The organism is Flavobacterium limi (genome assembly GCF_010645075.1).
In the GTDB taxonomy this organism is placed as follows: domain Bacteria; phylum Bacteroidota; class Bacteroidia; order Flavobacteriales; family Flavobacteriaceae; genus Flavobacterium; species Flavobacterium limi.
Genome location: NZ_JAADZV010000001.1, coordinates 499131 through 515020 on the forward strand (window position 1 = coordinate 499131; position 15890 = coordinate 515020).

At 33.7% G+C, this 15890-nt stretch carries 15 protein-coding genes; 9 read left to right on the top strand and 6 right to left on the bottom strand.

Annotation, left to right across the window (positions count from 1 at the left end; genetic code table 11):
• Nucleotides 1-15 precede the first annotated feature (15 nt).
• The 3 genes from GXM16_RS02125 to gldD are packed head-to-tail and all read left to right on the top strand — an operon-like array spanning nucleotide 16 to nucleotide 2331.
• Entirely contained in the window at nucleotides 16-453 is a 438-nt protein-coding gene (locus GXM16_RS02125) for a single-stranded DNA-binding protein (protein ID WP_163392270.1), read from the top strand.
• Nucleotides 454-476: 23 nt separating this feature from the next.
• Complete coding sequence (locus tag GXM16_RS02130; protein ID WP_163392272.1) at nucleotides 477-1769, top strand: gliding motility-associated protein GldE; 1293 nt, start codon at nucleotides 477-479, stop codon at nucleotides 1767-1769.
• A 1-nt stretch (nucleotide 1770) separates the two neighbouring features.
• The gene (gldD, locus tag GXM16_RS02135; protein WP_163392274.1) at nucleotides 1771-2331 is read left to right on the top strand and encodes a gliding motility lipoprotein GldD; all 561 of its coding nucleotides are present in this window, start codon (nucleotides 1771-1773) and stop codon (nucleotides 2329-2331) included.
• 45 nt (nucleotides 2332-2376) lie between these two features.
• On the opposite strand, the gene GXM16_RS02140 is transcribed toward gldD, so the two are convergent.
• The gene (locus GXM16_RS02140; RefSeq protein ID WP_163392276.1) at nucleotides 2377-2844 is read right to left on the bottom strand and encodes a hypothetical protein; all 468 of its coding nucleotides are present in this window, start codon (nucleotides 2842-2844) and stop codon (nucleotides 2377-2379) included.
• A 173-nt stretch (nucleotides 2845-3017) separates the two neighbouring features.
• On the bottom strand, nucleotides 3018-3398 hold the full coding sequence (locus GXM16_RS02145) for a heavy-metal-associated domain-containing protein (RefSeq protein WP_163392278.1): 381 nt from the start codon (nucleotides 3396-3398) through the stop codon (nucleotides 3018-3020).
• Nucleotides 3399-3503: 105 nt separating this feature from the next.
• Here GXM16_RS02145 and GXM16_RS02150 point away from each other — a divergent pair, with 105 nt between their 5' ends.
• On the top strand, nucleotides 3504-4370 hold the full coding sequence (locus GXM16_RS02150) for a DMT family transporter (protein WP_163392280.1): 867 nt from the start codon (nucleotides 3504-3506) through the stop codon (nucleotides 4368-4370).
• A 151-nt stretch (nucleotides 4371-4521) separates the two neighbouring features.
• Here the strand turns inward: GXM16_RS02150 and GXM16_RS02155 are convergent, their stop codons facing one another.
• Both GXM16_RS02155 and GXM16_RS02160 read right to left on the bottom strand, forming a co-directional pair.
• Complete coding sequence (locus GXM16_RS02155) at nucleotides 4522-6570, bottom strand: insulinase family protein (protein ID WP_188726525.1); 2049 nt, start codon at nucleotides 6568-6570, stop codon at nucleotides 4522-4524.
• 12 nt (nucleotides 6571-6582) lie between these two features.
• Complete coding sequence (locus GXM16_RS02160; RefSeq protein WP_163392282.1) at nucleotides 6583-7905, bottom strand: M16 family metallopeptidase; 1323 nt, start codon at nucleotides 7903-7905, stop codon at nucleotides 6583-6585.
• Nucleotides 7906-8177: 272 nt separating this feature from the next.
• Between GXM16_RS02160 and rplU the strand changes: the two genes are divergently transcribed.
• Complete coding sequence (gene rplU / locus GXM16_RS02165) at nucleotides 8178-8618, top strand: 50S ribosomal protein L21 (protein ID WP_163392284.1); 441 nt, start codon at nucleotides 8178-8180, stop codon at nucleotides 8616-8618.
• 24 nt (nucleotides 8619-8642) lie between these two features.
• Entirely contained in the window at nucleotides 8643-8903 is a 261-nt protein-coding gene (gene rpmA / locus GXM16_RS02170) for a 50S ribosomal protein L27 (protein WP_025539465.1), read from the top strand.
• 309 nt (nucleotides 8904-9212) lie between these two features.
• Here the strand turns inward: rpmA and GXM16_RS02175 are convergent, their stop codons facing one another.
• Both GXM16_RS02175 and GXM16_RS02180 read right to left on the bottom strand, forming a co-directional pair.
• On the bottom strand, nucleotides 9213-11969 hold the full coding sequence (locus GXM16_RS02175) for an AsmA family protein (protein WP_163392286.1): 2757 nt from the start codon (nucleotides 11967-11969) through the stop codon (nucleotides 9213-9215).
• 45 nt (nucleotides 11970-12014) lie between these two features.
• On the bottom strand, nucleotides 12015-12596 hold the full coding sequence (locus tag GXM16_RS02180) for a MiaE family protein (protein ID WP_163392288.1): 582 nt from the start codon (nucleotides 12594-12596) through the stop codon (nucleotides 12015-12017).
• A gap of 113 nt (nucleotides 12597-12709) precedes the next feature.
• On the opposite strand from GXM16_RS02180, the gene GXM16_RS02185 reads away from it, so the two are divergent.
• The 3 genes from GXM16_RS02185 to GXM16_RS02195 all read left to right on the top strand — a co-directional run bounded on the left by GXM16_RS02185 (nucleotide 12710) and on the right by GXM16_RS02195 (nucleotide 15881).
• Nucleotides 12710-13957 carry a glycosyltransferase gene (locus GXM16_RS02185; RefSeq protein ID WP_163393235.1) on the top strand — a complete coding sequence of 416 codons (1248 nt, stop codon included), beginning with the start codon at nucleotides 12710-12712 and terminating at the stop codon, nucleotides 13955-13957.
• A gap of 169 nt (nucleotides 13958-14126) precedes the next feature.
• Nucleotides 14127-15245: a hypothetical protein gene (locus GXM16_RS02190; RefSeq protein ID WP_163392290.1), complete on the top strand. Its 1119-nt coding sequence runs from the start codon at nucleotides 14127-14129 to the stop codon at nucleotides 15243-15245.
• Nucleotides 15246-15311: 66 nt separating this feature from the next.
• Entirely contained in the window at nucleotides 15312-15881 is a 570-nt protein-coding gene (locus tag GXM16_RS02195) for a hypothetical protein (RefSeq protein ID WP_163392292.1), read from the top strand.
• Nucleotides 15882-15890: the final 9 nt, after the last annotated feature.

Below are 15890 nucleotides of genomic sequence, written 5' to 3' on the forward strand. Positions count from 1 at the left end.
CACAAATGTTATATCATGAACGGAACATTAAACAAGGTGATGTTGATAGGCCATTTGGGCGACGATGTTAAAATGCATTATTTTGATGGAGGTAACTGTATCGGCCGCTTTCAGCTGGCAACAAATGAAGTATATATCAATAAAACGACAAACGAAAAAATTACTTCGACCGAATGGCATAATTTAGTTGTGCGCAATAAAGCCGCTGAAATCTGTGAAAAATATTTATCCAAAGGAGATAAAATATACATTGAAGGGCGTATTAAATCAAGACAATGGCAGGCGGAAGACGGAACTACAAAATATACTACTGAAATTCAGGTAACCGAATTCACTTTTTTAACAACTAAAAAAGAAACGGAACATAAACATCATCAGGCTTCAGAATCACCAAAAAACACTAACTTTGAAAATACAAATGAAGGCTTGCCTATTAACGATTTGCCTTTTTAATTGTTTAACTAATCTTTTTTAATTTGGACCCGGAGCCCGGTTTATTTTTTGTTTATACTGACGCCAATCTGATTGTTGGTTTTGTCGGGATATTTATTTTACTTTTCTTATCAGCAATTGTTTCAGGTGCAGAAGTCGCCTTTTTTTCCTTGTCACCAAAAGAAATTGAAGATGTGCTGCAGGAAAATAGTCCGAAAGGAAAAATAATTTCAAACCTTTTGGATAAACCCAAAAAGCTCTTAGCTACATTATTAGTAGCGAATAATTTTTTGAATATTGGAGTAGTTATCCTTTTCTCTTTTATCGGTAGAAATATTTTTAAAGATGTCGTTTCTGACTCATTAAAATTTATCTTAGAGGTTATTCTGGTTACTTTTCTGATTTTGCTTTTTGCAGAAGTTCTTCCAAAAGTGTATGCAAGCCGAAATAATATAAAATTTGCTAAAAGAGTAGTTTATCCAATTGCTTTCTTAGATAAATTACTTTCTCCGGTAAGTTTGCCAATGCGTTCACTTACGTTATATTTGCATCAAAAATTAGGGAAACAAAAAACAAATTTTTCAGTAGATCAGCTTTCGCAGGCTTTGGAGCTTACCGATTCTGAAGGTACATCCACAGAAGAGCAGAAAATACTGGAAGGAATCGTTTCTTTCGGGAATACAGATACCAAACAGGTAATGAGCCCAAGGATTGATGTTTTTGGGTTGGAGATTTCCGAATCTTTTGAAGAAATCTATCCAAAGATAATCGAAAAAGGATTTTCAAGAATTCCGGTTTATAGGGATAATATTGACCAGATTGAAGGAGTTTTATTTGTGAAAGATTTACTGCCTCATATTGATAATGACGGATTCGACTGGACGACTTTAATCAGGGAAGCTTTTTTTGTTCCCGAAAATAAAAAACTGGATAATCTGCTTAAAGATTTTCAAAGTCTGAAAAGCCATTTGGCGATTGTGGTCGATGAATATGGGGGAACTTCCGGGTTGGTATCTTTAGAAGATGTGATTGAGGAAATTGTAGGTGATATTAGTGATGAGTTTGACGATGAAAATCTGAATTATTCTCAAATTGATGAAAAGAACTTTCTTTTTGAAGGAAAAATCAATTTGAAAGATTTCTACAGAATAGTAGAAGTTAATGAGGAAATTTTTGAATCGCATAAAGGAGAGGCTGAAACATTAGCAGGTTTTATTCTTGAAATTCTCGGCAATTTCCCTAAAAAGAATCAAAAAATAGCGTTTGAAAATTGTGTGTTTACTATAGAAGCAGTTGATAATAAACGTATAAAACAAATAAAAGTAACAATAGAGTAAGATGTTAAAAAAAACAATTTGGTTAGCGGTGATTTTACTTGCGCTGACTGTTGTAAGCTGTAAAGATGAGGTATTGCCAAAACCGGCTGGTTTTTTGCGTCTGGATTACCCGGAAGCTAAATATGTAAACTTCGAAAATACATGTCCTTTTTCTTTTCAAATGAATGAAGGTGCAGTAATTAAAGGAGAAAAAGAATGTGGATTTGCTATCACATATCCAAAAATGAAAGCCACTATTTATCTTACCTATAAACCAGTAAATAATAATATCGATAAATTGCTCAGAGATGCTCAGAAATTAACGTATGAGCATGTTATAAAAGCTGATGATATATTAGAACAGCCGTATTTAAACCCTGAAAAAAAAGTATACGGAATGTTTTATCAGGTAAACGGAAATGCGGCAACCAATTCACAATTTTATGTGACCGACAGTACAAAACATTTTATAACTGGATCGGTTTATTTTTATTCCAAACCTAATTTTGACTCGGTTATGCCGGCTGCCAGTTATATCAAAAATGATATGCAGAGGCTTATGGAGACTCTAAAATGGAAATAAATAAATTTCTTTATTTTTCCAAAGTGCAGGCATCACGTTGGCGCGTTAATATGGATTTTGTCCTATTTTAACTCTGTCAATTATAATACTTTGTATTGTTTGAAATTGTAATGGTTCGATCCAGTTATCATCATCAGAGTACGGTTGCGCTTGAAAAACAGGTGGATTATCTCCTTCGTCTAAATAGATAAATAAAAAATTAAGACCTCCCCATACATCAAAGGCATAAAAAGGACGGTTTATAGAACGATTATTATCGCCCATATGCTCTCTTATCCATTCTTGTATTTCTTGCTGGCTGTCATTTGGCCCATAATCACATACATAACAAAACTCACCTGCTAAAAATAATAACTCTTTTAGGACCTGAGGAAAAAGATTACCGTTGTTCCATGTTAATTCTAATTGTTGAATTTCTGACTCAGAAATACCTTCAATTTTAAATTGAATTTCTGTATCACTTGTATAAGCAATAGGATTGTCTTTTAAATGTTGCAAATATTTTATGTTCATAATATTCTAGCTATTTAATATGATTTTTATGGTAATATGAGTACAGTCAAAGATGCATTTAAAAATCAATTCACGATAATATTTCAAACTACTTTTAATTTTGTCACTCTTCAGCAAATACAATTAAAAAGGCGTTCAATTTGAACGCCTTTTTTTATGGAGAAACTTTAATCTTAAGATTTCATGTTCGAAACTTTATATGTTTTTCCATCTCCTGTTTCCTGGACAACCTTTGTCAAAGATTCAGGATTTTGAATTGTTTTATCGAAAGTTACAGTTGCTGTTTTTTTGTCAAAATCAACTGCAGCTTTTTCTACACCGTCAAGATTAGCTAGTTCTTCTTCAATAGTTTTTGCACATCCTACTGCACAGGTCATTCCGTCAATTGTGAAACTGGCAGTCTGTACATTTTCTGCAGCAATTGGTTTGTGTTCTTTTGGTGCTTCTGTTTTTTCGCCTTTTGCTACAGCTAAACTTTTATCTTCTTCTTTTTTGCAGCTTACTAATACTAAACCCGCAATGGCTAATGAAGCTATTATTTTTGTGATTTTCATTTTATATATAATTTTAGGTTGTCTGAATAAATTTGTTGCAAAATTAATAAAAATCAGAAGGTCAGTTCCTAAAAATTATTACAAATTTGTATCAAAATACGATTTATGGAAGCAAAACAATTAAAGTGGTTTTATTTATTGCTGCTTTCTCTAATTTGGGGAAGCTCTTTTATTTTAATCAAAAGAGGATTGGTGGGATTGACAGCTGTTCAGGTAGGTTCAATCCGAATTATTTTTGCTGGTTTGTTTCTGCTTATAGTCGGTTTTTCAAGTTTAAAGAAAATATCAGCTCATCAGTGGAAATTTGTTGCTCTGACTTCATTCTTCGGAACATTTATTCCTGCTTTCTTTTTTGCCATTGCCGAAACTCAGGTTGACAGTTCCATTGTAGCTATTTTAAATTCGCTGACTCCTCTAAATACGTTGGTTTTAGGAATTATATTTTTTGGAATTCAGTTTCAAAAACGCCAGGTTTTAGGTGTTTTTATCGGATTAATCGGTTGTTTGTTGTTGGTTTTAAACGGTTCTTCAGGTTCATCAGGTCAAAATTATTATTATTTGATTTTAGTCGTAATTGCAACACTGTGTTATGCAATTAATGTAAATCTGATTAAGAAATATTTGTCTGATTTGAATTCGCTGAGTATTACTACCGGAAATTTCGCTGTTTTGTTCTTGCCGGCTTTAATTATTTTAAGTACTACAGATTTTACCCGAAAAATCCATCTTGAGACAACACATTATTCTGTTTTGTTCGTGATGATTTTAGGCGTTTTAGGAACCGGAATCGCAAATGTTTTATTTTTTAAGCTAATACAAATGTCTTCACCGGTATTTGCTACGTCAGTAACCTATTTAATTCCCATAGTGGCCTTTTTCTGGGGATTACTGGATAACGAGATGCTAACGCCAATTCAGTTCTTTGGAGCTTTTATTATTTTAATAGGGGTTTATTTGTCGGCGAAAAAATAATTCACAGTTATGAATTATGAGTGAAAAGTTATTTGTAAAATGTAAAAGGGGCTTCGACTTCGCTCATCCTGACAAAATGTATAACAAAAAAAGCTGTCAATTACGACAGCTTTTTTTGTTTAAAATCTTAGCGCATTGGCAGTTCAACTTTCTAAAGAAAATCCTTTTCAGCAACACCTTCGTTAATTTTGATGTCAGACATTTTGATATCTAATTCAAAACCTGCATTTTGAATTAAATTAAAAGGAACTTTTACGCCCTTTACTTCCTTGTAATCATTAAAATAAGTTGTTTGCGTAGTCGATTGTCCGCTTTGTTCTTTTACTTTGGTTTCGGCTACTTTTAAACCTGATTTTACATCGTAAAAGTAAATCGTTTTGCCGTCTTTTATCGAGTAAGCATCATTGCCGTTAATAGATTCGATTCCGTCAACCTTCAGGTCTGTTCTTTTGCTTAATTGTAATTCTTCAAAAGGAGCTGCGTTAGCTTTCATTTCTGCCAAATCTGCACCTTCTAAATTTTTACGTTGTCCCTGCTGCTCTACATAAGCTCCTTTTTCGTTTACAACCTGTTTCATCAAAGCCATACTTCCCATAGAAAGCGAAACCATCATTTTTCCTTTTGAATCTAATTTTGAAACAAAAGTCAAAGGTGACGGTGCCTGCGGAATTGTTGTAGTTCCGTTCATAAACAATGTTTTTACAGAAGAAACGGCTTTTTTTCCCCCAATTGCTTTGATATAATTTTCAAAAACGCTTTTTGCAGTAATTCCGGCCGGAACTTCTTTTTTAGTTGCAGGTTTTTCAACAGGATTTCCGTATTTGTCAAAATAAGATATCGGAATCCCGAGTTTTTCTAAACCGGGAAGTACTTCTGAACCTTTACCGACAATTACAATTCTCATGTTGTCGATTTGAAAATATTTATTTGATACACGATTAATATCCTCAATTGTAACAGTGTTGATGGTCTGAATGTATTTTTCGTAGAAATCAGCAGGAAGTTTTTCGGTTTCTATATTTAAAGCATAACGAGCAACAGACTGAGGTTTCTCAACCTGCATTACAAAACGTCCAATGTAGCCTGCTTTTACATTTTTAAGAACATCTTCAGAAACTTTTTCAGTTCTGATTCTTTTAATTTCTTTTACGAATTGAACTACAGCACTATCGGTAACGGCATTTCTAACAGCAGATGAGGCTTTAAATTTGGTTACGTATTTACCGCTACCAATATTTGAACTAGCGCCGTATGTCCAGGCGTGTTTTTCGCGTAAGTTCATATTAAGGTAACTGTTGAAATCGCCTCCTAAAATTTGATTTGCTATAACAGCAGGGAAAAAATCAGGATCGCTCATTTTTAGATTCACTGTATTTACCAGCGAAATTTCAGATTGAACAGCATTTGGAACATCTACAAAATCAATTTCGAGTTTTGATACATTTTCAGGATTTGGGTAAGTATTTTTTGGTGCAGCTTGTTTTTTCCATCCGCTAAAAAGCTTTTCTACGGCCGCTTTTGTTTCTTTAAATTTAATGTCGCCGACTATAACTAAATAAGCATTTTCAGGAACGAAATAAGTGTTGTAATTAGTCTGTACATCTGCAAGAGTAACATTTTGTAGCGTTTCTTCAGAAACAAATTCACCTGAAGGATGATTTTTTCCAAAAGCTAAAACATCAACAATACGACTGGCTATAGCAGGAACGCTTTTTTCATCAGCTTTAAGGCCTTCGAGCATTTTTGCTTTTTCTTTATCAAACTCTGTCTGAGTGAAATTGGGTTGTAAAGCACCTTCTGCTAAAAGCTCTAAGACACGACCTGAGTACTTTGAAAGAGCGCTCGCTGAAGCTCCCTGAGAAGTGAAATTGATGTTTGCCCCGTAAAAGTCAATTTCTTCATTGAATGCTTCTTTTGTCGTTTTTTTGGTTCCGTTTCCAATCAGGCTGCTGGTTAGTTCATCTACACCTTTTTTGTTCCCTTCGGTAAAAGGAGCGTTGTCCAAAGTAAGATTAAAACTCACTCTTGGTAATTTATGATTTTCAACTACCAAAACTTTCATACCGTTTGCTAAAACAAAAGTCTGTGGTTTTTTGATGTTAACAATTGGCGATTTTCCTGGTTTTGGCTGTGGTCGGTCTTGTGCTTGCATAATTCCGGTAAGGAATAAAAGGATTAAAACTGTATGTATTTTTTTCATGATTCGATAGTCTTAGTTTTGAGCTTTTTTTGAAGGAACATAATCTAAAATTAAACGCTGATTAGGATTTAAATACTTTTTAGCGACTTCCCTGATTTCTTCTCTGGTAATAGAGTGGTAGATGTCAATTTCGGTATTAATAAGGTTTACGTCTCCATAAAGCAAATAATAAGAGGCTAGATTTTCTGCAATTCCTTCAACACTAGCATTTGCATTGACAAAATTATTATCGAATTTATTTTGTAGTTTTTGATAGTCTTTTTCAGAAATCAAATCGGTCTGGATTTTTACGATTTCTTCGTCCATCTCTTTCAAAATGTCTGTTGTAGTGTGTTTACCCATTGGCAAACCATACAAAATGTACATTCCGTAATCTTCCTGGCTAAAACCTACAGCACCAATCTGAAGCGCCATTTTTTTATCATCCACTATTTTTTTGTACAATTTAGAGCTTTTTCCATCACTTAAATAAGAAGATATCAGATCTAAAACCCTTGCATCCCTTGTTTTCATGGAAGGCGTCCTGTAAGTAGCAACGACCATCGGAATCTGGATATTCGGATCTTCGTAAGTGGCGGTTATGGTCTGAGTAATGGGTTCTTCCGTGTAAGTTTGTTTTTTTAAAGCTTCTCCTTTCGGAATTGGTCCAAAATATTTCTGAATCCATTCTTTAGCTTTAGATTTTTCAAAATCACCGGCTACAACCAAAACGGCATTATTTGGAGTATAGAATTTTTTATTAAATGCCTGAAATTCTTCCAGAGTGGCGGCGTCAAGATCTTTCATGGAGCCAATAGTAGTCCATCGGTACGGATGGTTTTTAAACATGTATTTTTTAACCTCCGGCAAAATATTTCCATAAGGCTGATTGTCATAACGCATCCTCTTTTCCTCTTTTACGACTTCATTTTGAGTGTCAACACCAATCTTATTAATGATAGGATGCATCAAACGCTCTGATTCCATCCATAATCCAAGTTCAAGGCTGTTAGAAGGGAAAACTTCATAATAATAAGTTCTGTCATCAGAAGTATTCGCATTGTTTACGCCTCCATTTGCGGTAACGATTTTCATCCATTCGCCACGTTTTATATTTTGGGTACCTTCAAATAATAAATGTTCGAAGAAATGCGCAAAACCGGTTCGGTCAGGACGTTCGTCTTTTGATCCTACGTGGTACATTACAGAAGTAATAACAACAGGGGCCGAAGGGTCATTGTGCAAAATAACATGCAAACCATTGTCTAAATTGTATTCTTCAAAAGCTACTTTTTGGGCATTAGCTACTCCGCCTAGCATTATTGCAGCACTTAACATCATTATTGAGTTTTTCATAAAGATTAATAATTTATAATTATCTAATAAATTAGATATCCGGAAATTGGTTATGTTACATCAAAAGTAAGTTTTTTTAGTTGTTATTTAAAAAAGGGGATTTATTTTGCCGGTATTTTAACAATCTATTACTTCTGAGTTGTCTTAAAAAAGAGACGGAATGCATTGAAAAGCAGACTTTAAAGGGTGAAAAATATTTTTGAATTAAGGGATTGCACAGTAAATTATTAATTGTATATTTGCAACCTTAAAAATCAATAAATCAATTTGGTATGTATGCAATCGTAGAGATAGCAGGGCAACAATTTAAAGTAAGCAAAGACTTAAAGGTTTATGTTCACCGTTTGGCTAACGAAGAAGGTTCAAAAGTTTCTTTTGACAAAGTTCTTTTATTAGACGATAACGGAAGCGTAACTTTAGGCGCCCCAGCTATAGAAGGTGCTTCAGTAGAAGCTAAAGTGTTACAACACTTAAAAGGTGATAAAGTTATCGTTTTCAAAAAGAAAAGAAGAAAAGGATACAAAAAAAGAAATGGTCACAGACAATATCTTACACAAATTGTAATTGAAGGTATTACTGCAGCAGGCGGAACTAAAAAAGCAGCAGCTAAAAAAGCAGTTGTAGCAGAAGAAGCTCCGGCTACTGAAGCTGAAGCGGCTCCAAAAGCAAAAAAAGCAGCTCCAAAAGCAAAAAAAGAAGCTAAAGAAGAATAATAACAATATTTAAACTCATACGTCATGGCTCACAAGAAAGGTGTCGGTAGTTCGAAGAATGGTAGAGAATCAGAATCAAAACGTCTAGGCGTTAAGATTTTTGGTGGACAGGCTGCTATTGCTGGGAACATCATCGTTAGACAAAGAGGTTCAAAACACAATCCAGGTGAAAACGTTTACATCAGTAAAGATCATACTTTACATGCTAAAGTTGATGGAGTTGTTAAGTTCCAAAAGAAAAGAGATAACAAATCTTATGTATCTATCCTTCCATTCGAAGCATAATCATTAGATAAATTATTATAGAAAACCCGTTCTGAAAAGATCGGGTTTTTTGTTTTATGGGGTATTATTGGCTTTTCTGTCATTTCGACGAAGGAGAAATCTCCGCAACAATATTCCTCAAAGACGAAGAATACTTTGTAGAGTTTCATGTAAAGATTTCTCGTTTCTCGAAATATTGCATTAAAAAACCATTTTCAAAGTTTTAAATTTTGAAAATGGTTAATGTTTTGAGTGGAAGTATTTTTGGAATTTATGTCTGAGTATTCTGTTTTTTAATTGAATTTTGCCATTGCCATTGTTATTGAAGTTTTATTCAGTGTCCTGTGTTTCTTCCAGATCTTCAGTATTTCTTCCAACTTTTACTTTTGGGTTATTCTGTGTTCCGGTAACTGTCAGCGGGATTCCAAATATTCCCAATGGAGGCAATCCTAAACGCATTTTTAAATTCAGTTTTCCGTCCAGACTTGTTGTTCCTTCAATTCTTGGTCTGAATCCGGCAAATTTAAATTTAAAACGTTCCACAGTCATAATATTGTTTTTGATTGTAGTTTTAATATTTACTTTAGAAACATCAGGATTTTTCATGGATTCAGAACTTGTTTCCTTGCTCACGGCATTAAACATTTTCAATCCCCTTATTTTTACATCTTTTACAGAAAGTGTTCCGCCGCCTGCTAAAGATGGATAAACAGGTTCCATATTACCACTTAAACGGCCTTTTAGTTTGTAGTCTAAAGAAACAATTCCCTGCGCTTTTTCAGCAGAACTTGCCATTTTTCTAAACACTTCAATTTCATTATATGCTCTTTTAATATCAAAATCCGAAGCGTTAATAGCATAATCAAAACTGGCTTTTTGAGGTGTTGTTGCCTGATAATTGCCATTCATGCTTACATTACAGCCAATTAAATTAAATCCTGTATTTCGCATGGTAAGTTTGCCACTTTTCATGCTTAAATTTCCTTTTGCATTTTGAAGGTTAAGTTTGTCAAAATATACCTTTTGGGCATTTGCCATTAACTGAAGGTTTAGATTCGCCGGAATTATGATAACTCCTGTCTGGTGCGTTGTACCAGGTTTTGTTTCAGTTTGCGGAACAGGATTTTTTGTTGTAGATGTGTTAGTGTTTGTAGTTGACATAAATTCGTCTACGTTAATATATCGTGCCGAAACTGTAAATGACCCTTTTAGAATCCCCGTATTAGTGGCATAATTAAAAACATTTTGCAGATATCCGTTCATTTTAAAATCAGATTGTCCGTAAGCGGCCAAAAAGTTATTAAAAGACATTTTGTCCTGATTGATTTTAAAAATACCTTCTTTGATGATGAATTTTTTAGGGAGATATTCTGATGCGATTCCAATGTTTCGTAATTCAAGCGTTCCCTTATTATTAAGTTTGCTGTAATTTCCTTTTGTGGCATCGCTTTGTTTTCCTTTTAGAGTCAGATCAGCTTTTATAAAACCATCCAGATCAAGTCCTTTTTGAGAGAAAACCTTATAGATTTTTTTAACGTTGAGTTCTCCTTTTGCTTTTACATCATAATTTAAATCGTCAAAATTGCTCAGATCAGCCGATACAAAAACAGGTTTTCCTTCAAAAGTAAATTGTGCCGGTTTTAATTTTACTTTTAAATCATCAAAAGTCCCTTTTTCATTGTCAATGGTAGTTTTTACTCTGATATTGGTAATCGGATTTGGATAATACGGGGTTTTTATATACCCATTATTCAATTCGATTAAACCTTTAGTAGTAGGGAATAGCCTGTTCTTTTGATCAAATTTTCCATTGGTTTTAATGTCTCCGGTTAATGCTCCTTTCAATGTAATACCGGGAATTCCTAAGGCTTTGCTTAATTTGTCAAGATCGATTTTGGTTTTAAAATCACCATTTATATCAGGAGTATTTGCTCCTTTTATATAGAATTTTGATTTTAGATAATCTTTATTAATGTTTAAAGACAAATTTTTGGTATCAACAATTAAAAGATCCGGATCTAAAGAAGGAACTGTTGTTTTAACTTCTAAATTTAAGTTTGAAACCGGAAAAGCACTTTTATCATAATTTACAAATCCGTTATCGATTTTTACATCTAAATTTAAATTCGGGGCAATGTTTTGAGAAGCGATATAATTTCCTTTTAGGGTAAAAAGTAAATTAGTTTTTCCTTTTAATTCGGTTTTTGAAAGCCAGGTAATATATTTTGGAGGGAAAGCCGTAAAGACATCATACAAATCACTATTGTCTGATTTAATGACAAAATCCATATTATAGCCATCTTTCAAAAAGTCAAACTTGCCTTTGAAATCAACCAATAGCTGATTGATTTTTAAGTTGTTTTGCTGGAAATAAAAAGACAATGAGTTTATATTAACTTTAGTAATCAAATCTGCATCGATCTTTTTATTCATTAAATACGGTTCGCCATCATAAACAATATTCAGTTTTTCAATTTTTGCTTTTGAATATAAATCGAAAACGGCTTTGTTTAAATCCCCTTTTCCTAAATAGTTAAATCCTAAAGCGTCAAAATGCACTTTGGTTGACTGGTCGTCGTAAATGATTTTGCTATTTAAAATTTCAATTCTATCCAGTTTTAAAGCAGTATCTGTGGTGTCATTTGATTTTTCCTGTTGTGAAGTAGATTTGTAAATGTTATAGTTTGCCTCTCCTTTCGGATTGACTTTTACATTAATAAACGAATCAGATAAATAAATCTGATCGATTTTTACCTCTTTGCTAAATAGCAGACTGGCAACATTAATTCCAAAAGATACTTCTTTGGCTGTAATGAATTTTTGATTTGTATAAGGTGCTGATCCGTTTAAGTTTAAATCATTTAAAGTTAAAGTTAACGAAGGAAAATGATGAAAAAACGAAAGAGAAACATCTGAGTAATTCAACTCTGCACTAAGTTTTTGGTTCGCAGTTTTTTTGATTTGCTCTTTAATTTTATCAGAAAAAACAATAGGTGTCAAAAAAAGTAATGCCAAAACAACGGCAAATGTTATTCCAGAATATTTGGCAATTTTTAATAAGATAGATTTAGATTTGTTTTTTGACATAAATAATATTGAGAAGTTGTTTGAAATAATGATTAAAGAAGAGGATTATCCGTGAACAGTTTCGTTTTTTCCATAATTGGTAATAATGGAGCCTTCGTATTCAATCCATTCTTTCCAGCGTTTATCTACATCGACATTGTCAGCATATTTCCTGGCAAATCCTAAAAATGTAGTGTAGTGACCTGCCTCTGAAATCATCAAATCGCGATAAAATTTGGCTAATTCTTCGTCCTTTATATTTTCAGAAAGCACTTTAAAACGCTCACAGCTTCTGGCTTCTATCATAGCTGAAAACAATAAACGATCACAAAGGGCATCTTTTCGGCTCCCGTCTTTTTTCATGAATTTAAAAAGTTCATTTACATAATGATCTTTTCTTTCACGTCCCAAAGTCAGTCCTCTCTTTTTGATTACATTGTGAACCATTTGCAGATGTTCCAGTTCTTCTCTTGCAATAACGAGCATTTCGGTTACTAATTCCTCTAATTCAGAGTTATACGTAACTAAACTGATGGCGTTTGAAGCAGCTTTTTGCTCACACCACGCATGATCCGTTAAAATTTCTTCGATATTCGATTCGACTATATTTACCCAGCGAGGGTCTGTGGCTAACTTTAATCCTAACATGACAACGGTAATTTAGATGCTGCAAAATTAGTCTTTTTTTATAACCAAAACTTAGTAAAAATGGTGCAAAAACGTTCAAAAAACCATTATTTTGTAAAATGAAACCAATTATAATGAAACGGTTGAAAAAACTATTAATTATAGGCTTTGTCTGGCCTGAACCAAATTCTTCTGCGGCTGGCGGGAGAATGATGCAGTTGATCACTATTTTTAAAGAAAATGGATTTGATATTACATTTGCGAGTCCCGCTTTAGACAGTGATTTTATGGTTGATTTGTCTGAATTTGGTGTTAAAAAAAAGTCAATTGAGCTGAATAATTCGAGTTTTGATGATTTTATAACTGAACTCAATCCGGATGTTGTTTTGTTTGATCGTTTTATGATCGAAGAGCAATTTGGCTGGCGTGTTGCAGAAAACTGCCCAAAAGCTATTCGGCTATTGGATACCGAAGATTTGCATTGCTTAAGAACTGCCAGGCAAAAAGCTTTTAAGGAAAACAGAATTTTTAAGTTGACGGATTTGCTTTCTGAAGAGGTTGCCAAACGTGAAATCGCCAGTATTTTGAGATGTGATTTAAGTTATATTATTTCAGAATTTGAAATGCAAATTTTAAAAGATTTCTTTAAAATCGATGCTGCGCTATTGCAATATTTGCCTTTTTTGGTTGAAAAAATGTCTAGGGAAGATTTACTGCAATTGCCTTCTTTTGAAGATCGTAAGAACTTTGTTTTCATCGGGAACTTTCTTCATGAACCTAATTGGAATACGGTTCAATATTTAAAAGAATCGATTTGGCCTTCCATAAAAAAACAGTTTACTGAAGCTGTTTTAGAGGTGTATGGCGCTTATCCATCTCAAAAAGTTTTGCAGTTGCATCAGCCTAAAAACGGTTTTTTTATCATGGGAAGGGCAGAAGACGCTAATGAAATCGTTAAAAAAGCGAAGGTGGTTTTGGCTCCCATACGTTTCGGAGCGGGTCTCAAAGGAAAATTACTGGAAGCGATGCAATGTGGAACGCCAAGCGTAACTTCAACGATTGGTTCAGAAGCTATGAATGAAAATTTACCATGGAATGGTTTCATTGAAGATAACCCACATGAGTTTGCTAAAAAAGCAATTTCGCTATATCTGGATGAAAATCTTTGGTTACAGTCTCAAAAAAATGGAATTCCTATTGTCAATGAATGTTATTTAAAAGATAAATATTCGGAAAAATTGATAAATAGAGTTAATACATTATTGAATGATTCTGAATCCCATCGCCTTCATAATTTTATGGGAAACCTGCTGCAGCATCATACTTTAAAAAGTACAATGTATATGTCTAAATGGATCGAAGCGAAGAATAAAAAAGTTTAATTTTTTTCTGATGCTTTAATCGGGCTTGACTTGTTGTCAATACTGATATTGGTATAGGTTGTTGATTTTTAAATATTTATATTTTTCAGAAGGAAGGATGGTACAGGATAGTTTTTGGTTTCAATAGTAATAATTTACTGACCTATTAACTATCAAACCAAAAAATAGTATGAAAAAAGAAATGTTTAAGAGGCTTTTTTTAGCCTCGATGTTATTCGTTGGATTAGGTTTTTCCGCAGGCTGCGAAAGTGACACAGAAGAAACAAACACTGAAACTGCTGCACAGAACGAAAAAGAAACCTATGTAGTTTCAACTGCAAAAGGAGGTAATTTATCCGGTGAAGTAACCGGTTCTACAGGTGCTTATGTCGCTAAAGTAAACGGTGTAACCAAGTACACTGGATCAGATTATGTAGCTGCGATTCAGGCTGCGATTAACAATCTTACTTCAGGAAGAGATACAAAAGAATGGGTAACGGTTCGTGTTTCTGGTGCCTCAGGTTCTACAGGCGGTGCCTTAAAATATGTAAATATGGCCAGTTACACAGGGCTGGATTTTGCAAATAACACTTTCAATGCTAATAGTGGTGATGCTTTGGTGATTCCTGTCTGGGCTGACAGAAAAACCAATGTTGAAGTAAAAAACCTGAAAGTTACAGGAAAACCTCGCTATGGTATTTGGTTTAAAGGTTGTACGGTTATGAATATCAGTAATATTAATATGAATATTGGAGTGCCTCAGTCTGGTTTAGGATTAGGAATCAGAGTTGATAATAGTACCGCGGCTACCAGCAATTTGACTATTAGCGGAACGATAAATATTACTGGTGGGGATAATTCCGTTGAAACTTACGGTGTTAACGGATTTAGTATTGGTAACGTAACTTCCAGTAACAACGCGGCCTGCGGAGTATTACTGAATCAATCTAAAAATGGTACTGTGGGCACTGTTACCGGAACAAATAATAGTACAACAGGTTCGACTACAGGTTATGCAACTTTTCGTTGTGCGAATAATAATGGACCAAATGTAGTTTGTACTAAAGTATATTCCCGAGGAAGCGGACGTGGCTTTTTTAGTGTTACGGGCAGTAATGGATGTACTGTAAATACGGTTGATATTGCCAATACGGCTATTCAGGGAATTTTATTGCAGGACGCTACTAATACAAAAGTCCTAGGAGGAACAGTAACGAATGGACATCCGAATGTTCAGCACGTCAACTCAACGAGCTGCAGTACTAAAGTAAATGGACAAACCTATACTGCTGCAAACGGTATCTGGTAATTAATATGTAATATAGAAACCAAAAGCGATGTGATTTTTTACATCGCTTTTATTATAATTTTTTCTATGAATGGATTAATAAACCGAGTATTTTTTTGTGTATTTCTTTGGTTTTTCTACGGATGTAATAATTCGTCCCAGGAGAACATTGTAGATTTTGAAAGAACTATTTCGGAGCAAGACAATGTTTTTACAATTCCTAAGGAGATAAAAAATGCTATACTTCGTCAATTTCCATCAGTTGAAATAATAAAAAAGGAAGAGTATTCGAAGTTGTTTTGGGATTTTTATGATTCAAGTATAATTCCAAATGAGTGTTTTACAGATGTCAACAATGATCAGCTTCTTGATTATGCTATATTAGTCAGAGAAGGGAACAAATTGAAATTGGTAATTATTTTGTCTGACAATAAAGATTATTCCTATTGGATTTCGCCTTTTTCAATTGAAAAGATAACTGCTGAAGGAGTAAATTTTTGTGTATCAATAAAACCAGCAGGAAGAACAGATGTAGTGAAAAAAGTACCTGAATCACTGGTTATAAAGAAAAATGGGTTTCTTGTGCGGAATTTAGAACAAGATCATTTCGTATTTTATGAAGAAAATGGAAAGATAAAGAATTTTAAAATGCTTTAGAATAATTAA